This window comes from Streptomyces sp. NBC_00286, assembly GCF_036173125.1.
Lineage (GTDB): Bacteria > Actinomycetota > Actinomycetes > Streptomycetales > Streptomycetaceae > Streptomyces.
The window spans coordinates 1,649,819-1,670,599 of sequence record NZ_CP108054.1 but is presented as its reverse complement, the minus strand read 5'-3'; the positions used below and the strand labels follow the sequence as shown (position 1 = coordinate 1,670,599).

General features: G+C 69.4%; 10 protein-coding genes and 5 pseudogenes. 8 read left to right on the top strand and 7 right to left on the bottom strand.

The genetic code is table 11. The features are described from left to right. Window positions 1–616: 616 nt before the first annotated feature. Together OHT21_RS07630 and OHT21_RS07625 are read left to right on the top strand one after the other, a co-directional pair. Window positions 617–1,444 (top strand): annotated as a pseudogene (locus OHT21_RS07630) (condensation domain-containing protein); the annotation flags it as partial. A gap of 32 nt (window positions 1,445–1,476) precedes the next feature. After that, on the top strand, window positions 1,477–1,818 hold the full coding sequence (locus OHT21_RS07625) for a hypothetical protein (RefSeq protein ID WP_328767490.1): 342 nt from the start codon (window positions 1,477–1,479) through the stop codon (window positions 1,816–1,818). Window positions 1,819–1,977: 159 nt separating this feature from the next. On the opposite strand, the pseudogene OHT21_RS07620 reads toward OHT21_RS07625, so the two are convergent. Continuing rightward, a pseudogene (locus OHT21_RS07620) lies at window positions 1,978–2,794 on the bottom strand (IS5 family transposase). Between the two features lie 79 nt (window positions 2,795–2,873). On the opposite strand from OHT21_RS07620, the pseudogene OHT21_RS07615 reads away from it, so the two are divergent. Then, a pseudogene (locus OHT21_RS07615) lies at window positions 2,874–3,326 on the top strand (GNAT family N-acetyltransferase); the annotation flags it as partial. Between the two features lie 374 nt (window positions 3,327–3,700). Here the strand turns inward: OHT21_RS07615 and OHT21_RS07610 are convergent. The 5 genes and pseudogenes from OHT21_RS07610 to OHT21_RS07595 form a co-directional block, all read right to left on the bottom strand. Continuing rightward, a pseudogene (locus OHT21_RS07610) lies at window positions 3,701–3,821 on the bottom strand (IS5/IS1182 family transposase); the annotation flags it as partial. 128 nt (window positions 3,822–3,949) lie between these two features. Continuing rightward, a pseudogene (locus OHT21_RS44605) lies at window positions 3,950–4,150 on the bottom strand (hypothetical protein); the annotation flags it as partial. After that, window positions 4,059–4,457: an MFS transporter gene (locus OHT21_RS07605; protein WP_328767489.1), complete on the bottom strand. Its 399-nt coding sequence runs from the start codon at window positions 4,455–4,457 to the stop codon at window positions 4,059–4,061. The pseudogene OHT21_RS44605 and the gene OHT21_RS07605, both read right to left, overlap by 92 nt. Window positions 4,458–4,935: 478 nt before the next feature. Then, complete coding sequence (locus OHT21_RS07600) at window positions 4,936–6,213, bottom strand: MFS transporter (RefSeq protein ID WP_328767488.1); 1,278 nt, start codon at window positions 6,211–6,213, stop codon at window positions 4,936–4,938. A 47-nt stretch (window positions 6,214–6,260) separates the two neighbouring features. After that, window positions 6,261–8,108, bottom strand: coding sequence for a RiPP maturation radical SAM C-methyltransferase (locus tag OHT21_RS07595; protein ID WP_328767487.1), 1,848 nt, complete (start codon window positions 8,106–8,108; stop codon window positions 6,261–6,263). A 331-nt stretch (window positions 8,109–8,439) separates the two neighbouring features. Here OHT21_RS07595 and OHT21_RS07590 point away from each other — a divergent pair, with 331 nt between their 5' ends. The 5 genes from OHT21_RS07590 to OHT21_RS07570 all read left to right on the top strand — a co-directional run bounded on the left by OHT21_RS07590 (window position 8,440) and on the right by OHT21_RS07570 (window position 17,699). Continuing rightward, window positions 8,440–8,736, top strand: a complete 297-nt coding sequence (locus OHT21_RS07590) for a phosphopantetheine-binding protein (RefSeq protein ID WP_328767486.1) — start codon at window positions 8,440–8,442, stop codon at window positions 8,734–8,736. 78 nt (window positions 8,737–8,814) lie between these two features. Further along, window positions 8,815–15,906, top strand: a complete 7,092-nt coding sequence (locus OHT21_RS07585) for a non-ribosomal peptide synthetase (protein ID WP_328767485.1) — start codon at window positions 8,815–8,817, stop codon at window positions 15,904–15,906. A 34-nt stretch (window positions 15,907–15,940) separates the two neighbouring features. Further along, entirely contained in the window at window positions 15,941–16,756 is an 816-nt protein-coding gene (locus OHT21_RS07580) for a thioesterase II family protein (protein ID WP_328767484.1), read from the top strand. After that, the gene (locus OHT21_RS07575) at window positions 16,753–16,947 is read left to right on the top strand and encodes an MbtH family protein (RefSeq protein WP_328767483.1); all 195 of its coding nucleotides are present in this window, start codon (window positions 16,753–16,755) and stop codon (window positions 16,945–16,947) included. The genes OHT21_RS07580 and OHT21_RS07575 overlap by 4 nt, the downstream gene beginning before the upstream one ends. Beyond that, entirely contained in the window at window positions 16,944–17,699 is a 756-nt protein-coding gene (locus OHT21_RS07570) for an SDR family NAD(P)-dependent oxidoreductase (protein WP_328767482.1), read from the top strand. The genes OHT21_RS07575 and OHT21_RS07570 overlap by 4 nt, the downstream gene beginning before the upstream one ends. Here the strand turns inward: OHT21_RS07570 and OHT21_RS07565 are convergent. Continuing rightward, on the bottom strand, window positions 17,677–20,769 hold the full coding sequence (locus tag OHT21_RS07565) for a non-ribosomal peptide synthetase (protein WP_328767481.1): 3,093 nt from the start codon (window positions 20,767–20,769) through the stop codon (window positions 17,677–17,679). The genes OHT21_RS07570 and OHT21_RS07565 overlap by 23 nt on opposite strands. Window positions 20,770–20,781 lie beyond the last annotated feature (12 nt).

Here is a 20,781-nt window from a genome sequence, read left to right as displayed (position 1 = left end):
TTTCGGACAGGCGGCTCCGTCAGCTGACAGCGGGTGAGCAAAGCGGGTGCTGGCATGGGCTGCCGGCCGACAGCGGCCGAGTTCGGTTCCGGTGCCGCAATCGCGGCTGAACACCAAGTGCGCCGAGGCCATTACTCCGCCTGCCAGAGGGGCGCGGTCCAGCAGTCCATGAGCGCGGGGGAGGGGGAGCGGCACGGAGCCATGGCCGAGGCCCTTCAGCGGCATCTTTAAGTCAAGGGGATGGGTCAGATTCAAACCGCCTTCGGGCCTGAGAGAGGCGTCTGCTCGAAATTGTCGAGGTCGTGGGCTACGTCGTCGACCGGCGCGATAAGAGGGTCGGCGAAAAACAGCCAGGTCTGTTCTTCGACCGCACATCTTCGCGAGCGTGACCCATGTCACAAAAATCAAGCAGGCCTGGTCGGCCCGGTGGCACGTGTTGCAGACTCACGTGGCGATCTTCGGTCAGAAGGAATTCGCTCACGGGGAACGGGGAACGGGGAACGGGAAATCGAAGGGTTCTGAGTGTGCTGAATCCTGGCTTCTGGCACTCCTTCAGGGATGCTCTGTGAACGCCGTCGGATATCCGCTGACCCGGCAATAGCAAACCGTCTGGACATCGCAACAGCTCAACCCTGATGGAGACAGGTATAACGTTCCCATGGCGTACCGCCTTTTAGGTCGAGTAGCCGAAGAGGAACTTGCCGAGGCTATTCGTTCGGTGCTGGACCGGCATCCCATGCTGCGCGTGGAAATTCATCAGCTGCCGTGCGGTGACCTGCGTCAGAGCATCTGCCGTGCGCCGGACCGCGTCCTGGGAGTACACGACGTGGAGCCAGGCGAGCTGCAGGAACGTATCGACGCAGCGGCTTCGGAACCCTTCGTCCGTAGCGCGACGTGCCGCCTGCGAGCCGACCTGTTCCGGCTGTCGCTGCACGAGGCTGTTCTCCTTATGGCCTTTGATCACGTGGCCGTGGATGCGCCTTCGGTCGCAACCGTCATGGAGGATTTAGGCCGGGCCTAAGCTGAGGCTCTCGACGGTCACCGCCGGATGGAGGGGACCGCCAAGGAGTTTGCTTACTTCGACTACGCCCATCGACAGCAAGAGTGGGACGCATCCCCCGAAGGCAAGGAACACGCGGAGTTCTGGGGAGAATATCTACGAGGCGTGGAAGCGCCTCCATCCGCTTCATCTGAGCGCTTCTCAGGTGTGGACTCGCGCATTGGTCATTCCTCGCATGCGCTTTCCGTTCGAGAGGATTTCATCGAGGCCACCGAACGCATCCGGGTGACTCCCTTTGCAGTGCTCCTATCTGCCTATTCTCTGACACTTCAGCACTTCCTTCGCGCCGACGACGTCGTCATTTCCTATCCCGCGATCGACTGGAAGCGGACGGAATTCGATCCGGTGGTCGGGCTGTTCACGGACATGCTGGTCTTCCGCTGTCCTCCCCGGGGGACACGACCCTGCAGGCGTACGTGCGGAAGGTCCAGCGGTCGCTCTTCGAGTGCCTGGAGCACCAGGGAGCATCCCTGGAGGAGATGTGGGCCGGCGTGCGCGCGATCACCGGCGGCGCGGTCCTCCCGGACATGTTGTCCGTCAACGAGCCCAGCGCCGCTCCGCGGTTCGTTGGCCTGGAGGTGGAGCGCATCCCGCTGTCCCCGCGTGACGGCAAGTCGGAGCTGATGCTGGCCGTCAACATTCGCGGCAATGAGGTCACGAGACGGTTGGACTTCGACCTTAATGCGTACGCCCCAGCCACCGCACAATGGCTGGCTCGCGCATTCGAAACCGTACTCGGCCGGATCATCGACGGCTGAGACGGCGCCACGCGGGCTGTGGACCTGGTCACCGACGCCGATCGCTCCTTGGTGCTGAGCACCTGGAACTCGCCGCCCGGTGAGGCGAGCGGGCCGCATGTTCCGGAAGCCTTCGTCCGCCAGGCCGCCGCCACTCCCGACCAAGTCGCCTTAGAGGTCCTAACAAAGGCGTTGGACATGGCGGTGGGTGATCAGGCAGACGGCGAGGCTGAGAAACGCTTCATGGATGTCGTCGCGTTGTTCCCAGCGGATCCGCAGTCGGCGGAAGCCGTGGAGCCAGGCGATCGTGCGCTCGACCACATAGCGGAAGGTTCCCAGACCAGATCCGTGTTCCTCGCCTCGTCTGGCGATCACCGGGCGGATGCCACGTTGCCAGAGCAGGCGTCTGTACTTGTCGTGGTCGTAGCCGCGATCCGCGAGAAGTGCGTCGGGCCTGTGTCTGGGTCGGCCGACGACGCCGGCCACGGCCGGAATCTTGTCGAGCAGGGGCAGGAGTTGGGTGACGTCGTTGCGGGTTCCGCCGGTCAGGGACGCCGCGAGCGGGATGCCCTGCCCCTCGACGACGAGGTGGTGCTTGCTGCCCGGCCGTGCGCGGTCGACCGGGCTGGGCCCGCTTTTGGGCCGCGCCGAGCGGCCCGTACATGGGAGGAGTCGATCACCGCCCGCGACCAGTCCAGCTTCCCCGCCGCCCGCAGCTTCTTCAGCAGCACCAGGTGCAGTTCGTCCCACACACCGGCCTCGTTCCATGCGGCCAGGCGCCGCCAGCACGTCATCCCCGAACCGAAGCCCAACTCCTGCGGCAGGTACCCCACTGGATACCGGTGTGCAGCACGAACAGGATCCCGCACAGCGCCTGCCGGTCCGGCACCCGCGGCCTGCCCTCGGCCAGCTTCGGCCCCGGCTCGGGCAGCAACGGCTCGATGAGCGACCACAGTTCATCCGACACGATCCACGGCCGCGACTGACGTTTCCCCACGACCAGACCAACGACCACCCAAGCCGAAAGTCACATGATCAACAGCTTCTGTTAGGACCTCTAAGTCGACCAGGGACGTGACATCACCTACCAGGAACTGGAGCGGGCTTCCCGGTCCCTTGCCGCCCGCATTGCGGCACTTGATCTGCCCGCGGGGAGCACCGTCGCGCTCTGCCTGCCGAGGTCGGCCCGGTTCGTCGAGGCCGCGCTGGCCGTCCTGCGATGCGGCCTGGCCTTCCTTCCCGTTGACGTAGAACAGCCGCCCCGTCGCCGTGCGTTCATCCTGTCAGACGCGGGGGCGGCAGCTGTGATCGTCGATCCGGATGCCATTGCCGAGAGCCATCGGCAGGGCATCGGCCGTCTTCTGATCGAGCACATCATCGCCACCGCGCGGAAGATGGAGCTCGTCCGTGTCTCAAGCCACGCAGATCAGAACGCCGAGCCGTTCTACCGAGCAATGGGCGCCAAACGGATCGGGACAACCCCGTCCGGCTCCATCGGGCGGGTGATTCCCCTGATGCTGGCACGGTGACGGTTCCCAGGCCGCGGACCACGCCCCAGTCCGATGACCTTCTCCGCTCCCACTTTCCAGACTCAGCTCCCTGAGCTGCGCCGCCCGGCCGAGTGGAAGTCCGGCACACCGAGGTCAACAGTGGTGTGCCGGGCCGAGGTCGCGCATCGCTGCAACCTTCTGGGAGGCGTCGGCCTGGTCGTCTCCATGCCAGCGACCTCGCCCAGCCAGCCCTGTTCCTTGGCCTCTTGAAGCCGGCCGGTCAGGTTGGCGTGGCCTTCCCCACGCCGGGGCGTCTGGTCGGGATCGGGACGGAGTTGTGGGCGCCTGAACAGTGCTTCGCAAGCCTGGGACGGAGCCGACCGACGTGGTTCGCGTCGGCCTCCAGCAGCCGTTCGCAAGTCGGAGCCCTTGTCCGCGTGGAGCTTGGCGGGCCGTCATCCTGCGCGGCCCGCGACGGGAGCGGATCGGCGGGATCCCGCACACGAGCGGCTCGAGCGCCTGGCTGTCGTGGAGGAACTCCCCCAATCAAGGCCGGTCCAGGTACGGGACCGTGTGCGACAAAGTGCCGACGTACACACTCCGGAAGCCAGCAGCCGGTTCGCGATACGGTTCGCCCCCGGACTGTCTGCCGCGAGGAAAGCGGTCGTCGCCCCTGTACCGCAGAGCATGCCGGCTAGTGCCCCGGCAGTCTGGCCAGCCTTGAGGGTCCTGGCCAACTCCGGCCGCAGGGCCACCGCGGTCGCCCCCAGATCATTGCTGAGGGACGCGTCGAGCACGGATTCGGTGCCTCCCCGGCCGTCCGGCACCGTTCGTTCGTCGCTCTCCGCTGCGTCCCCGTCCATGCGCGGGCCGCAGAACCAGCAGTGCTACGGCAGAGATCGCAAAGCTCGCGGCATTGACAGCGAACGCGGTGGCATAGCCGCCGAACCCGATGACCGGAGCCGCCGAGGCGAAGCCGAGCACCATGGCCAAGGACCGGGCAGCGACCAGCAGCCCGTTCGCACGGGTACGCGCTTCCTGGCCGATCATGACCGGAACGGCACTGCGCAGGGCAACGGTGAAGAACGTGTTTCCCGCGCCCAGGACCGCCGCCACGCCGACGAGCAGCCACAGCGGTGTGTGTGAGGTGCAGAGCGCCAGCACGGTCATGGGCCGCACCTTGGGCGACATCCGTACAGATCACCACGGTCCGGCGGCCTGCCCGGGCCGTCAGCGCCCCAGCAGCGAGCCCCGCCAGGAAACCGGAGAACAGCCGTAACGCCATCACCGCGCCGACTCCGAACGCGGTGCCGGTGACCTCGTAGGAGAAAAGGCTCAGTGCGATCAGGTTGAGGTAGGTGCCGTAGCCGGACGCGGCACACGCGGAAACGAGTGCACGGAACCGTCAGTTCATATCCCCACCCTGCCCCCCTCATGGCACAGCGACATGAATGAAAGCTGCCGATCGTATCCAGCGTCCGAATCAGCCGCCCCTGATCTCGGCAGCGCGTTGGAGAGATGCCGTGCAGAGCCTGCGGCCCAGGCCCTGCTCGCTCACCTCCGGCACCAGACTGGTGACGGAGAAGACCTGCGAAACAGTCGGTGGTGTTCGGTGTCGGCTTTCGCCCGGGTGCACAGCCACGCGAATTCAGTGTGCGGACCGCGCCGCACGCATCCGCAGCAGTGGTCTGCCGCTGATCGCGGTGAGCGCGAGGATGCCGACACCGGAGACGAGTATCGGAACATTGACCTCGGTGAACTCTGCGACCACGCCAGCGGTGATCGCGCCGAACGGTGACACACACACCGACAGCAGGCGGAAAACACCGTTGACGCGCCCGAGGATATCCTGCGGGATGGTGGTCTGCCGGAAGGCGGTGATCAGCGTCTGCCAGATGGCGATGCCGATTCCGACGGCGCCGAACGCGACGGCGGCGACGGCCGGGACCCGGGTCCCGCCGAGCACCAGACAGGAGACTCCCATGAGAGCCATGGCTGCCAGCGCGCCCGGCACCACTCCGATTCTCCGCCGCACCCAGTCGCTGCTGAGCCCGCCCAGGACCCCGCCGAGCGCGTTCGCCGCGAGGAAGAAGCCGTACGCGCTCTCCGGCAGGTCCAGCCACTTGACGACGTAGAGGACCATCAGCACGCCGAGGCTCATGGTGAAGAAGTTCAGGGTGCCGAGGACCACAGCCAGCCGGATCAGCAACTTGTCCGCCCGCAGGTAGCTCATGCCCTCGCGGATCATCTGCCACCAGGTGGTGCGTGGTCCGGTCGCGTCCGTCCGTACCGTCCGCAGCGCGGGGAACAGCAGCAGCACGACCCCCAGCAGGAACGAGGCGCCGTCGAGGATGAACGGGGCCGCGGCGGCGAACGCGAACAGTAGGCCGCCCAGGGGCTGTCCGACGCTGTCCCGCAGCACGACCTGCACCGCGTGCAGTCGGCCGTTGGCCGTGGTCAGCCGCTCGGGCGGGACCACCTTGGGTAGAAACGCCTGTGCCGTGACCAGGAAGACGGACTCGCCCAGGCCGAGCACCGCCGCGGCGATGTACACGAGGACCAGGTTGAGCGTGTCGGTCAGCACGCCCAGCGCGATCAGACCGACGACGGCGAACCGGCACAAGTCGATCGCGATGAGCAGGGCACGCCGGTTGAAGATGTCCGCCCACACCCCGCCGAGCGGGGCCATCATCATGCCGAGCGCGGTGACGATGGTGGTCAGCGACAACAACACCGGATTCTCGGTGAACGAGAACGCCAGCAGGGGCAGCGCGGAGTTGCGCACCCCGTCGCCGAGGGCGGACACGGCGCTCGCCAGCCACAGCCGGCCGAAGTGGGGCCAGGTCTCGTCGGCGCGTGCCGGAGAGGAGGCCGAACCCTCCTTGTCCAGGGCACGATCCGGCCCACCCGCACTGCTCACTTCCATCGCCCTCGTCCCGATCTCGCGCCAGGTTCTCGGTTCACCGGTCCGGTCTAGCCGACGGCCTCGACGCCGGTGACCAGGCTGAGGAATCGGCCGTCCTCCTCGAACAGGATCCGGTGCTGCTGAAGCAGGTCCAGCACCTCGGCGACCTCGTCCGGGGACATGCCGTCCGGGGCGTTCAACTGGTCTGGACGGCGGGGCGAGTTCAGTGCCCGGAGGAGGGACAGCATGCGCTCGTCGACCGGAATCCGCCGCAGCGCACCGAACCGGGTGTCCTCAACGAAGGACTCGTCTTCGTCGCGCACGAGTGCCAGGCGGGGGCGTTCGGCACCCTTCCAGGTGGCCTGCCAGTCGGCCACCACGCGCTGGAGCGTGGGGTACCACTTCAGCGCGGTCAGGGCGTACGGCGCCGGACCGTGGTCGGAGAAGAAGTAGGCCAGCTGGTCCAGTTGCTGCGACTCGAAGGGGAAGACCAGGGGGTAGAAGTCCATCGGGCGCAGGTCGAGACCATACTTGAGCCGCTCGTTGAAGTAGGGGCTGAAGCGGTCGAAGCGGATGAAGAAGGCGCCGGTCGGGGGCGTGAGGTGCACCAGGGCGGGGAAGTCCCGTTCGTACTTGGCGTACATCTCCTCGGGCTCCTGGGGGGCGCCGACAAGCAGGTTCCACTCCGGGTGGATTCCGAACTGCAGACAGAGCTTCATGAACTGCAGACTCTGGAACGCCGTGGTGCCCTTGCCCAGGAGCTTGAGCATCTCGCTGTTGACGGCCTCGATCCCGGCCTGCACACGGTTGACCTGCGCCTTGGCGAGGGCCTGCATGTTGGGCACGCTCACCGGGACCTTGATCTCGTAGAAGACGGACGCGTCGTCCGGTGCGTCGACCCTCGGGAACACCTCGGTCGGGTAGTTCCTCGGCAGGATGTAGTCGGTGCACATGTAGTTCTTGAACCGCGGGTGGAACGAGAAGAGCCACTCGAACTGGCGGACCGCCAGGTCGGGTTCCATCTGCCGGAATCCGATGGTCTCGTCGTTGAGTCCGCAGAACGTGCAGTGGCTGCGTGCGCCCCACCAGCAACCGCGCGAGGTCTCGAAGAAGAGGGTGGGTTCCAGCTGTCCCTCCGCCACGACGTCCTCGGCGTCGTCCATGGCGGTGACGAAGCCGTCGTAGTCGAGCGGCACGTAGTCGTTGATGTCCCGGTCCCGGCCGACGCCCATACGAACCTGCGGCTGCATGCAGTTGTCGTAGCTGATGACCCCCGGGATGGCGGGCATGTCGTCTCTGCGGCCGGCCAGCAGGTTGTCGAGGAACTGCTTGAAGCTCACCAGGCTCGGACCGGAGAAGACGTAGTCCAGACACGGCACTTCGGCCGCCAGAACGGCGCCCATCGTGGTCTCGACGTTCGAGCCTCCGAGGAGGGTCACCGCGTCGGGGTTCCGGTCCTTGATCATCCTGGCGAGCGCGATGGCGGGTACCGTCTGCGCGAACATCGTGGTCAGTCCGACGACGTCCGCGGACGCGAGGTCGTACCGGTCGATGAGCTCGGCCAGGAATGTCTCGATGCCCTTGCGGCGCCGCTCCAGGTCCTCGCGGAACCCTTCCCACGCGGGTTCGCGGTAGAACCGGCTGAAGTAGCTTTCGGAGTTGTCCGGTTCATCGGGAAACGCGATGTGCCGGAAAAGCCACTCGCCCACCCCGCTGTAGAGGTGGGTCATGTCGCCGGATATCTCCTCGTAGGTACCGACGCCAAAGTACTTCGTGAAGTCGACGTTCAGGTAGTGGACCTCGGCGGTGGCCTGGCCTTCGTACTCGTTGCCGATCAGGCCGGCGAGTTGACTGAGCGCGAAGGAAGGACGATTCCAGTCGGCAAAAGGCATGTTGACGAAAGCAACGCGCAGCACAGGAAACCTCTCGGAAGGGGCGGCTCTCGAGGGACGCTCCACATGGGGTGCCGGAAGTCTCCCGAAAATCGGGGCACGGCGGAGCGAATTGCTCAACGCCGGAAACACAAGACTAAGCCACCCGTTGATCCTTCCCCCGTTCAGTCGAATGCCTGCACGAGGCTAGGCATAACGAATCTGACCGGTCAAGCTTCATATCAGCCACCATGGTTGGCCGGAAACTGCATCACAACTTGCGCTTGTGTGCCTCCGCGCGTTGCAACCTAGTGACGTACGATGTGCGTTCGATGCCGGCAGTCAGTACGGCTACCGAGATTCGAGTGATCAATTCATGGGGGAGAAGGTCTTGCTTAACGCCGACATGAACGAGCCGACGACGACCGAGTCTCGCGTGGCGGAAATCTGGACCGAGGTGCTGAAGCACGACCAGTTCGGTCTTGACGACAACTTTTTCGCCATTGGCGGGCATTCGATGTTCGCGACGCTGGTGACCTATCAGCTGCGTGACGTGTGGGGATTTGAGATCCCCCTTTCGGTCATCTTCGAGCACTCCACCGTCCGCGACCTCGCGTCGTTCATCGACCAGACCTCGGCTGACGCCGCCGACCCGGACACCGTCACCGGCTGAGAACCGCAAGGCCTCATCGGGTCCGCACCGTGCCCCGGCGCGAACCCGCGCTGATCCCTGCGCGAAGGAAGTGGCCAGATGCACCCGGAGAGCACTCTCTCAGAGCGACGCACCCGATTTCTGCGCCGGATCCGCGCCGTCGCTGCCCGGCCCGTGCCGCCCGCCGGGCCGCAGCCGGTTCCCACGGCGCTGCCCCGTGCGGTGGCCCACGGGCCGGCGGCACCGGCCGAGCGCCGCCGGGTCGTCCGCCCCCTCGGCGAGGTCATGGTCAAGGCCCTGCGCGAGAGCGCCGCGCAGACCGGAGTGCCGTTCGGCTCCGTCCTGACCACGGCCCTGCTCGCGTCCGTCGCCCGGTACTGCGCGGAGTCGGAGCTGCTGGTTGCCGTACGCGACGGGATCAGAGGGAGCCGACAGCTCGCGCTCACGGTCGATCCGGCCCGGTCGATGTCCGACCTCATCCCGGCCACCGAGTGCGCGCTCGCCGAGGCCCGGTCGAACGGCGCCCGCACGCCCGCACGCACGGTGCCGCCGATCCTGCTGGAGATCGAGCACGGTGAGTTGCGGCAGACCGGGATCGTGTACGACGCCGACGTCGCCGACGTCCACTTCCGGTTCCACACCACCGGTACGCTCACCGCCGGATACGACCCAGACCGCCACGAGACCGGGCTGGTCGAGGGAGTGCTCCGGGAGACGGAGGCGCTGCTGGAGGCCGCGCTCGCCGAGCCGGACGTACCGCTGTGCACGCTGCGCGCTCTCTCCAGGGACGCGCTGCACGCGGTGACAGAGGAGCCCAACCGCACCGCGCGCTCCCGCCGCCCCGGCACGCTCACTGCCGCCTTCGACCTCGCCCGGCAGAGCTTCGCCGACCGGCCCGCGCTGGTGGACGCGGCGGGCACCCTCACCTACCGCGAGACCGCCGGCGAGGCGGCCCGGATCGGGCACCGTCTGCGCATGTCCGTCGGGGTCGGGCCGGAGGACCTGGTCGCCGTCCACGTCACCCGTGACGACAAGCGCTGGGTACTCGCCTGCCTTGGCGCTCTCCACGCCGGAGCGGCCTGGCTCCCGATCGATCCGGCGGTGCCGCCGGGCCGACTCGCGATGCTGCTCACCAACGCCGGCGTCACGGCGGTCGTCACCGACGCGGCGCTGCGCGAGCGGATCCCGGCGGGCGACTGGTCCGTCGTGGACCTCGACGCGCACGACCCCGCGGTCGACGACGAGCCGGCGATCCTCCCGGCGCCCACCGATCCGCGGCAGCTCGCCTACGCGATGTACACCTCGGGCAGCACCGGTGCGCCCCGCGCGGTGCTCGTCGAGCACGACAGCGCGCTCAACTTCGTCGCGTCCCTGCAGCGGCTCTTCGAACTCACCCCCGAAGACCGGATGTTGCAGTACGCCTCCCCAGGCTTCGACGTGTCCGTGTTCGAGATCTTCTGCGCCCTGCTCAGCGGCTCCTCGCTCCACATGATCGGTGACGACGACCGGCGCTCGGTCGAGGGGCTGACTCGGTCGCTCACCGACGGCGGGATCACGGTCGCCGAACTCCCCCCGGCGCTGCTGGAGTTGCTCGACCCGGACCGCTTACCGCTACTGCGGCTGGTCTCGGTCGGCGGCGAGCCGTTCTCCGGCCAGCTGACCACGCGATGGTCCCGCGACCGGCGGTTCGTCAACGGATACGGGACGACCGAGACCACCATCGGCGTCATCTACAAGGAGTGCACCGGCCTGTGGCGGTCCCCGCCGCCCATCGGTGTGCCGGTCGACAACCATCAGGCGTACATCCTCGACGACGAACTGCGTTCCGTGCCCCCCGGTGCGGTGGGTGAGCTGTTCGTTGGCGGCGTCGGCGTGGCACGGGGGTATCTGGGGGACGCCGCCCGCACCGCGGACCGCTTTCTCCCCGATCCGTTCCGGCCCGGCGGCCGTCTCTACCGTACCGGCGACCTCGCCCGCTGGTCGGCGGAGGGGGACATCGTCTTCCTCGGCCGCAGGGACCGGCAGGTGAAGGTCCGCGGGCAGCGCGTGGAACTCGGGGAGATCGAGGCGGCGCTCACCAGGCTGCCCGAGGTGTCCGCCGCCGTCGTCGCCGACCTCGACGGCACGCTCGTCGGCTATCTGGTGCCCACGGCCGGGCAGTGGACCGACCTGGACGGCATCCGCCGCCACCTCGCCGACCGGCTGCCCTCATACATGGTGCCGACGCTGTTGACCGAGGTGGAGCGGATTCCGATCACCGCCTCCGGCAAGGTCGACCTAGCCGCGCTGGCGGCCAGTGGTGCGTCCACCTCCGCCCCCGCTTGTGGTCCGGCGGCGCACGCCGGTCTCGACGGTGCCACGCAGGACGGGGCGACCGACCTGGTTCGGCGGATCGGGGTGGAGGGTTATGGCCCTCTCCTGCCCGGCGCTCCCGTCACCGGCGACACCAACTTCTTCGCCACGGGCGGCGACAGCATCCGGGCGATCCGGCTGCTGTCCTGGGTACGCGATGCCTTCGGGGTGGAGATCCCGATGAGCCGGTTCTTCCGCAATCCCACCCCGAAGGCGCTCGCGGAAGCAGTCGAGCGCCGTCGCGGAGCGGGGGCAGGCGCAGGCGCAGGCGCAGGCGCAGGGGCGGGGAACCAAGGAGCGCACGGCTCCGCACCCGCCTCCGCCCCCATCCCGGTCACGGCCGACAAGGGGGACATTCCGCTGTCCTCGTCGCAGCAACGCCTGTGGTTTCTTGACCAGTTGCAGCCGGGAGACCCGGCGTACAACGTCATCGAGGTATTCCGGCTGCGCGGGGAGCTCGACGCCGGGGCGCTGCGCCGTGCCGTGAGTGAACTCGTCGTCCGGCACGAGATCCTGCGCACCCGTTATGTGGCGACCGACGGCGTGCCCCGCCAAGTGGTGGACCCGGAACCGACGGCGGGGCTGACCATGCGGGACCTGACCGACGCGCCGCGCAGTGACCTGGACGATCTGCTCGCGGCGGAGGCGGCGAAGCCGTTCGTCCTGTCCACCGGTCCGCTGATCCGGGTCACGCTCGTACGCTGCGGCCCGCGCGAGCACGTCCTCGTCTGGGTAGTGCACCACGTGGTCGCCGACGGACGCGCGACCGAGGTCCTCTTCCATGAACTAAGCGAGCTCTACGGTGCCTTCCGCCGCGGCCTGCCGCCCGACCTGCCTCCGGTGACGCTCCGGTTCCGGGACTATGCGCGCTGGCAGCGGGCGACGTTCGGCGGAGACGCGCACCGGGAGGGCCTGGCCTACTGGCGCCGGCAGCTCGCCGGAGCGCCGGTCCGACCAGAGCTGCCCACGGACCGGACCCGGTCGGCCCGGCCGACCCGGCGTGGCGGCACCCTCTACTTCGACCTCCCGCCCGGTACCGCGGCCGACCTCGCCGCGTTTGGCCACCGCGCTGGCGTCACCTCGTTCATGACGCTGCTGACGGCGTTCTTCACCCTGCTCTCCCGGTACGGGCGCGACAAGGACGTGATCGTCGGCACGCCGTTCGCCAACCGCACGCGGCGCGAGGTTCAGGACCTGGTCGGCTTCCTGGTCAACACGGTTCCGCTGCGCGCCGACTGCTCCGGAGATCCAACGTTCGCCGCGCTGCTCCAGCAGGTGACCGGGACGACGCTCGCGGCGGGCGACCACTCCGAGGTGCCGTTCGAGGACCTGGTGAGCAGCCTTGGGGTGACCCGTGACGTGGGGGTCAACCCGCTGGTGCAGGTGCTCTTCCAGGTGATCGACGCGCCGGAGGACCAGTTGTCGCTGGCGGGCGTCGAGGCGACGAAGATCCCGGTCGAGGAGCGGACCGCCGCCTTCGACCTCGTCGTGGAGATACGCACCAGCCGGCAGGGGCGGCTCACCGGACGGGTCAACTACAGCTCGGACCTGTTCGACCGGGAGACCGTGGCTCGGCTGGCCGGGCACTACCGGCAGCTCCTGCGCTCGGCGCTGGACGCCCCCGAGCGGCGGCTGTCCGAGCTCGACATGCTGGAACCGGACGAGCGGCGACAGCTGCTCGGCACGTTCAACGAGACCGCCTCCACGCCGATGGACACCATCACCGCGGTGGTGGAGCGGCAGGTCGCGGCCTCCGGCGCGAGTATCGCCGTGACCGACCCGGCGAGGCGGCTCACCTACGCGGAGCTGAACGCGGCCGCCAACCGGCTGGCCCGTCATCTGATCGACCTCGGCGTGGGCCCGGACGTGATCGTCGCCCTCTGTCTGCCGCCCAGCGCGGACCTGGTCGTCGCCATGCTCGCGGTGCTGAAGGCCGGTGGAGCCTATCTGCCGCTCGATCCCACGCATCCAGCCGAGCGGATCCGGCTGCTGCTCGCCGACAGTGGGTCGGACTTCGCCGTCGGCCGTCGGGCGGTGCGGGAGAAGCTGCCCACCGGCCTCTCCCACTTCATCGACCTGGAGGAGGATCGTCCGCGCATCGACGCCCGTCCGGCCGACAACCCGCCCGGTGCCGATCCGGAGTCCCTCGCGTACATCATGTACACGTCCGGCTCGACGGGGCGGCCGAAGGGGGTCGCCGTTCCGCACCATGCGCTGGTGCGGCTGGTGCTGGGCTGCGACCAGTCGCCGGTCGACCCCGACGACACGTTCCTGATGGTGCAGCCGACCAACTTCGATGCCTCCAACCTGGACATCTGGCTGCCCCTGGCGCACGGGGCGTCCCTCGCGGTGCCCGCGGAGCGACTGATCGACCCGGTCGACCTCGGCGCAGCCATCCGCAGACACCAGGTGTCCGTCCTGTGGCTGTCGGCCGCGCTGGCGCAGCTGACCATCGACACCGATCCCCATCTGTTCGCGGGTGTACGGCAGTTGGGCATCGGCGGCCAGGCGCCGTCCGTGCCGCACCTGCGCCGGCTGCTGCGCGCGCTGCCCGGTCTGCGGCTTCTCAACTGCTACGGCCCCACCGAGTCCACCACGAACACCACCCTCCACCACATAGCCTCTGCACCGGCCGAGGACGCCACCCCCGTACCGCTCGGCCGGCCGGTCGGCGACACGCGGGTGTACGTGGTCGGCAGGGACGGCGAGCTGCTGCCGATCGGCGTGCCCGGAGAGCTGTGGATCGGCGGGCGAGGTCTCGCCCGCGGCTACCTCGGGGCGCGGTCCCTGACCGCGGACAGCTTCGTTCCGGACCCGTTCGGCCCTGTCGGGCAGCGCGTCTATCGCACCGGGGACATCGTGCGCTGGCTGCCGGACGGCACCCTGCACTTCCTCGGCCGGGACGACGATCAGGTCAAGATCCGCGGCTACCGCATCGAGCTCGCGGAGGTCGCCACCGTGCTCCGCCGGCACACCGCGGTGCGGGACGCCCACGTGCTGCGGCAGGGTCGGGGCGCGGCGGCGGAGCTGGCGGCGTACGTCGTCGCCGATGGCGACGGTGTCGACGTCGAGGACTTGTTCCACCATGCGCGGGGGCAGCTGCCCGACTACATGGTCCCCGCGACGATCACGCGGCTCGGCGAGCTGCCGTTGTCGCCCAACGGCAAGGTGGACACGGCACGACTGCCCGCGCCGCGCAGGCCGCGCCCCGACAGCGCGGGCCGGCCGCCGCGTACCGAGTGGGAGAAGGCGGTCCATGCGGTGTGGGCGGAAGTGCTCGAGCACGACGGGTTCGGCGTCGACGATGACTTCTTCGTGGTCGGCGGCAACTCGTACCAGGCGGCGCGGGTCGTGGCCCGGCTGCGCTCGGAATGCGGCGTGGAGCTCTCGGTGCGGACGTTCTTCGAGCACCGGCGGGTCGGCGAGCTGGCGGAGGCCGTGGCGGAGGCACCCGCCGTCGCCGACGGTGCGGGTTCCCCGGTGCGCCCCCGGCCGCACGCCGGCCCGGCGCCGCTGTCGGTGGACCAGCAGCGTCTGTGGTTCCTCGATCAGTTGCACCCTGGCAGCGCCGACTACAACGTGCCGGTGCATGTGTGGCTGCGCGGTCGGCTGGACACCGACGCGTTGCGCTCGGCGCTGGTCGAGGTGGTGGAGCGTCATGAAGTGCTGCGCTCCCGGTTCGTGCTGGGTGACGACCGGCTGCCGGTGCAGGTGGTCGAGCCCGCCAGTGTCTTCGAGCTGCACGAGACCGACCTGTCGCACCTGCCCGTCGCCGAGGCGCGGGCCAGGGCGGAGGAGGCCGCGGTCGCGGCGGCGCGGAAACCGTTCCGGCTGGACCGGGCCCCGTTGATCCGCGCCGAGTTGCTGCGGGTCACGGCGGAGGAACACCTGCTCTGCTTGGTGGTGCACCACGCGGCGGCCGACGCCGAGTCCTTCCGGCTCCTGTTCGCCGAGGTGGGAGAGGTGTACGGGGCGCACCTCGCGGGGCGACCGGGTGCCCTGGGGGCGCTGCCGGTCCAGTACGCCGACTACGCCCTCTGGCAGCGGCAGCGGCAGCGGCAGCGTGGTGCGACGGTCGAGCGGCTCGATCTGGAGTACTGGCGGGAGCAGCTCCGCGGCCTGCCCACCCTCCAGCTGCCCACCGGTCACCCGCGGCCCCGCGTGCGCAGCGGCGCGGGCGGCCGGCACCGGGCCGCTCTGCTGGACCCGGCGGACACCTCTCGGCTGGGCGCGGTGGCCCGGGTACACGGGGCGACCGAGTTCATGGTGCTGCTCGCCGCGCTGAACGTCACCCTCGGCCGACTCACCGGGCAGGAGGACTTCGGGGTCGGCACCCCGGTGTCCCTGCGGTCGCGCCCCGAACTGGAACCGCTGATCGGGTTCTTCGTCAACACGTTGGTCCTGCGGGCCGACCTGTCGGGCGACCCGTCCTTCGCCGAGCTGCTGGCTCGCACGCGCGAGACCGCCCTGGCCGGTTACGCCCGCCAGGAGGTGTCGTTCGACAGGCTCGTGGAGGAACTCCTGCCGAGCCGCACACTGGGCCGCACACCATTGATCGACGTGGTCTTCTACGTCGACGACACCACGGCCGCGGCGCCGGAGCTGACCGGACTGGCGGTCGAGGTGACCAACGTCGACACAGGCACGGCCAAGTTCGACCTGGACATCGCCATCGTCCGCCGGGGCTCGGCCCTGAGCTGCACGGTCGAGTTCAACGCGGACGTGCTGACGGAGTCGATCGCACGGAGCGTGGTGGACGACTTCGGCCGGACGTTGCGCGCCGCGCTGGTCGACCCTCGAAGGCGCCTGTCCGAACTCGGCCGGGACGGGCTGTCATGACGTATCCGCATCGGGCCGACTACGGAGGTGGACCATGAGAACCGGTGCCGAACCCGGTGGCGACTCGGGCGACCTGGACCGCTGGTTCCTCGGCGGTCTCGACCGTCCGTGGGGCGACATCCAGCTGCTGGCTCTGCCGCACAGCGGTGGCAACGCGTCGAGCTACCGCGGCTGGCTGGCCGGGGCCGAGCCGGACGTGGACGTGGTGCCCGTGCAGTTGCCGGGCCGGGAGACGCGCCTGAGCGAGCCTCCGTTCACGGATCAGCCGACGCTCATCGCCGAGCTCGCCGACATGGTCTCCCGGGCCGGGTTCCGCCGGATCGCGGTCTTCGGACACAGCATGGGCGCGGTGCTCGCGGTCAACCTGTGCCGTGCTCTGGAGGGAGCCGGCATTCCGGTGGCGCACGTGTTCGTGTCCGGCCACGGCGGGCCGTCCCAGCGGCCGACGGCGACGTTCCCGAAGGACGCGTCCGATGAGGTCATCCTGGACGCGCTCGGCGGGACCGGCGCCCCCAACTACGAGATGCTGCTGCGCCATCCCGAACTGCGGGAGATGGTGCTGCGGGTGATGCGGGCCGATCTGGGGCTGGTGCTGAGCGGCGTCGTGGCCGGGCCGCCGGTGCGGGCGCCGATCACGGTTCTGAACGGCAAGGACGACTCCACGCCGGCCGGTTGGGACCTGAACGAGTGGGCCACCGTCACCCGAGGCGCCTGTGTCTCGCATCTGCTGCCCGGGGACCACTTCTACCTGGTCGAGCAGGGCGAGGAGGTGGCGCGCGTCATCCGCACCGCCCTGACCGAGCCGCACGCGTCCGGACCGGCCACGAGAGACGAGGATCCATCCACGTGACGTCGTACACCGTCGTTGTCAATGACGAGGAGCAGTACTCGATCTGGCCGGTGAGCCGGGACGTCCCGGCCGGCTGGCGGGAGAGTGGTCCGCGCGGCTCCAAGGAGGAGTGCCTGGCCCATATCGAGGAGGTCTGGACCGACATGCGGCCGTTGAGCCTGCGTCTGCGGATGGAATCGAGGGAAACATGACGTCACCGCGTGTAGCGGTCGTCACCGGTGCAGGGCGTGGCATCGGCGCCGCCACGGCGCTGCGCCTGGCCGCCGAAGGTACCGCGGTCGGCGTCCTCGACGTCGACGCCGAGACCGCTGAGGCCACCGCGGAACGCGTTCGCGCGGCCGGGGGCAGGGCCCACCCTGTCGTCGCCGACGTCGGCGACCCCGACCAGGTCAAGGGCGCGCTGGCCGACGTGGCGGGTGAGCTCGGTCCGCCGGTCATCCTGGTCAACAACGCTGGCGTCATCAGGGACCGGCCGATGGAGGACCTGTCGCTGGACGACTGGGACTCCGTCGTCGACGTGAACCTCCGCGGACCGTTCCTGATGTGCCAGGCCATCCGTCCCTACCAGCTCGAACAGCGCTGGGGACGCATCGTCAATTTCTCCAGCTCCTCGGCGCTGGGCAACCGTGACCAGGCCAACTACTCCGCCGCGAAGGCCGGGATCGACGGTCTGACCCGGACGCTCGCCATCGAACTGGGGCCCTACGGCGTGACCGTGAACGCGGTGGCCCCCGGTTACATCGTCACCGACATGACTGCGCGGACGGCTGCGCGGATGGGCATGGAATTCGACCGGTTCCAGCAGATGGTGGCCGCGCAGACCCCGGTGCGGCGGGTGGGGCAGCCCGAGGACGTGGCGCACGCCGTCGCGTTCCTCGTCGGCGAGAACGCGGGGTTCGTCTCCGGGCACATGCTGTACGTCACTGGTGGTCCGATGCGCTGACCGTGGCCGCTCCTTCCAGCGCCGCGGCGAGTTCCGCCACGGTGCGCGCACCGACCAGGGTGCGCGGCGCCACGGTGGTGCCGCACCGCGCAGTCAGCTCGGCGGCCACCCTCAGCAGGTCGAGGGAGGTGCCGCCGAGCGCGAAGAAGTCCTCGCCCACGTAGGGCGATCGGCCGAGCACCGTGGCCCAGACGTCACTGACCGTCTTCTCCCACTCCGAGACCGGCGGCGAGCCGGGGGCCCGGCGCTGCGGCGGGCCGCTCTGTCCGGGCAGCGCCCGGCGGTCCACCTTTCCGTTGGGCGTCAGCGGCAGGCGCTCCAGGGACACGAACCTCCCCGGCACCAGCGGCTCGGGCAGCCGTTCGAGCAGATACGCCCGCAGTGCGCCGCCGTCCGCGGGACACTGCTCGTCCGCCACCACGTAGGCGACGAGCTCGGCCGCCAGCCCACTGCCGCTCACGGTGACGAAGGCGTCGCGTACGGCCGAATGACAGACCAGGACGGCCCGGACCTCGCCCGGTTCGATGCGGAAGCCGCGTAGCTTGACCTGGTCGTCGATGCGGCCTGCGAACTCGATGACGCCGTCGGCACGTCGGCGTGCCAGATCCCCGGTGCGATACAGCCGGCCGCCCCGCGGCCCGAACGGGTCGGGCACGAACCGTTCGGCGGTCAGGCCGGGGCGACGCAGGTATCCCCGGGCCACGCCGGCACCGCCGACCAGCAGCTCCCCGACGATCCCCACCGGCACCGGGTTTCCGGCTTCGTCGACGACGTAGCAGCGGGTGCCGCCGATCGGGCGGCCGATCGGGACCCTGGTGGCCTCGTCGAGCTCCTCCGGCACGACGGGATGCGTCGTGGCGAAGGTGGTTGTCTCGGTGGGGCCGTAGCCGTTGACGATGCGCAGGCCGGGACGACCGTCCAGCAGCGCCCGCAGATGCGGCACGGACAGCGCCTCACCACCGACGACCAAGGTGCGCACCAGCTCCAGTGCCTGTGGGTGCACGTCTGCCACCAGGTTGGCCAGCTGGGCCGTCAGCCACAGAACGGTCACCCCCAACCGCTCCAGCTCCCCGCCGAGTTCGCGGGGGCCGATCGGGCCAGGGGGATGGATCGCCAGCCGGGACCCGTGGCACAGCGCGTGCCACACCTCGAAGGTGGACGCGTCGAAGGCCGTGGGGGCGAGCATCAGTAGCGTGTCGTCCGGACTCACCTCGACCTGGTCCAGGCCGGACACCAGCCGGACGACACAGCGGTGGGTGACCGCTACTCCCTTCGGCACGCCGGTGGACCCCGACGTGTAGATGATGTACGCGAGGCTGTCCGGCAGGACCGTCGCCGACCGCGGCGGGCGTCCGCTCGTGGCGGGCAGCGGCAGATCCAGGTGCAGACGCCGGATCCCGTCGGGAAGCCGGACAGACAGCTGCTGATCGGTCAGCACCAGCTGTGCCTCGCTGTCCCGCAGGACGAACTCCGTCCGCTCCCGCGGATGGGCGGGGTCGAGCGGAACGTAGGCGCCGCCTGCCTTGAGAACGGCCAACATCGCCACGACCTGCTCCGGGCCGCGCGGCAGGAGGAGGGCGACCCGGTCGTCCGGCCGTACACCGAGGCCGACCAGATGGCCCGCCACCTGCTGGGCCTCTGTGTCCAGCTCGGCGTACGTCCGCCGGTACGGCGGGTTCCACAGGGCGATCGCGTCGCCGGCGGCGGCCACCTGCCGCTCGAAGAGGTCGAGCACCGTGGCCTCGGGAGTGGGCCGCATGTCGTCGGCGGTGACGGTGTGCCGCTCCTGCGGGCCAAGCAGGTCCAGTTGGGACAGCGGCCGCTCGGGATCCCCGAGCCCCTCGTCCAGCAATCGGCGGAAGTGGCCTGCCATGCGTGTGTGGGCGTCGGCGGTGAACAGGTCGGCGTTGCAGGAGAAGCCGACGTTGTACGCCCGGCCCGTATCGATGACGGTCACGGACAGGTCGAAAGGGGAACGGGGCGACGCCACGGGCTCGGACCTGAGGCACCGGGCCGGCTCCGCTTCTTCGGTGACGGGCGTGGGCCGCACGTCCAGTGCCACCTGGGCGATCGGGTGCCGACTCGGATCGCGGTCGACGTCGAGGTGCCCGATCAGTCGCTGGAAGGGGACGGCCGAGTTCTCGACCGCATCCCCCACGGCTCGGTGGACCCGGTCGACCAGCGTCCGCAGGGATGGAGCGTCGGCCACGTCGACGCGCAGGGTGAGCAGGTTGGCGATGCAGCCGACAGTCGTTTCACCGCCCGCCTGCCTGGCGCCGGGTGTCTGCGTGGCGAACGCGACGTCGCGGGAGCGCGAGTAGCGGGCCAGCAGGGCGGCGAGAGCGGCGCCGAAGACACTGAACTCCGCTGTTCCAGAGCCCCTTTGGCCGCCCAGTCGCCGCACGGCGTCGTGGGGTACGTCGAGGAAGACGGTGCGGGCGCGCTGGGTGTGCACGGGTGGGCGGGGCAGATCGGTCGGGAGGTCGGCCAGAATCGGGAGGTCTGCCAACCGGCGCTGCCAGAAGCGGATTTGATCGTCCAGCTGGTCGGGGGTGGGGCCTTGTGCCGGGACCGAGGGCGTCTGCGGGGCTGGCGGCGGGGCGCCGGTGAGTGCGGCCCGGTACAGGGACGCGAGGTCGGCCTGCAGCAGCCCTGCGGAGTACGGGTCGCAGACGATGCGGGGCACAGCCAGCGTCAGCGCGGCATCGTCTACGGAGTTGCTCACGACGGCACGCACCAGCGGCCCACCGGTCAGGTTGAACGGCCGCTGGATCACCGTCTCCACGGCGTCCGGCCCGTCCTCGCCCGGGAGTTGGCCGACGACCGTCAGCTCGTACTCCAGGGCGGCGGACACCGTCCGGCGCGGTACGGCCTCCGCTGCGTCGAGTCGGGTGCGGAGCTGGGGATGCCGGTCCATCAGCGCGGTCAGCGCAGACCGTAACGCGGTCATGTCGAGGGGGCCGCGCACACGCCAGCCCAGCACCACGTGGTCCGGAGGGTCGGTGACCAACTGGTCGGCGACCCACTGCCGTTGCTGCGCATCGGACAGTGGACTGTCGGGTCGCGGCATGCGCTCACGCTA

What these genes read in the sequence shown, in the direction of transcription:
- OHT21_RS07590 (WP_328767486.1), top strand. Translation starts at nt 8,440, where the DNA reads ATGGGGGAGAAGGTCTTGCTTAACGCCGACATGAACGAGCCGACGACG.
- OHT21_RS07600 (WP_328767488.1), bottom strand. Translation starts at nt 6,213, where the DNA reads ATGGAAGTGAGCAGTGCGGGTGGGCCGGATCGTGCCCTGGACAAGGAG.
- OHT21_RS07580 (WP_328767484.1), top strand. Translation starts at nt 15,941, where the DNA reads ATGAGAACCGGTGCCGAACCCGGTGGCGACTCGGGCGACCTGGACCGC.
- OHT21_RS07570 (WP_328767482.1), top strand. Translation starts at nt 16,944, where the DNA reads ATGACGTCACCGCGTGTAGCGGTCGTCACCGGTGCAGGGCGTGGCATC.
- OHT21_RS07585 (WP_328767485.1), top strand. Translation starts at nt 8,815, where the DNA reads ATGCACCCGGAGAGCACTCTCTCAGAGCGACGCACCCGATTTCTGCGC.
- OHT21_RS07605 (WP_328767489.1), bottom strand. Translation starts at nt 4,457, where the DNA reads ATGACCGTGCTGGCGCTCTGCACCTCACACACACCGCTGTGGCTGCTC.
- OHT21_RS07565 (WP_328767481.1), bottom strand. Translation starts at nt 20,769, where the DNA reads ATGCCGCGACCCGACAGTCCACTGTCCGATGCGCAGCAACGGCAGTGG.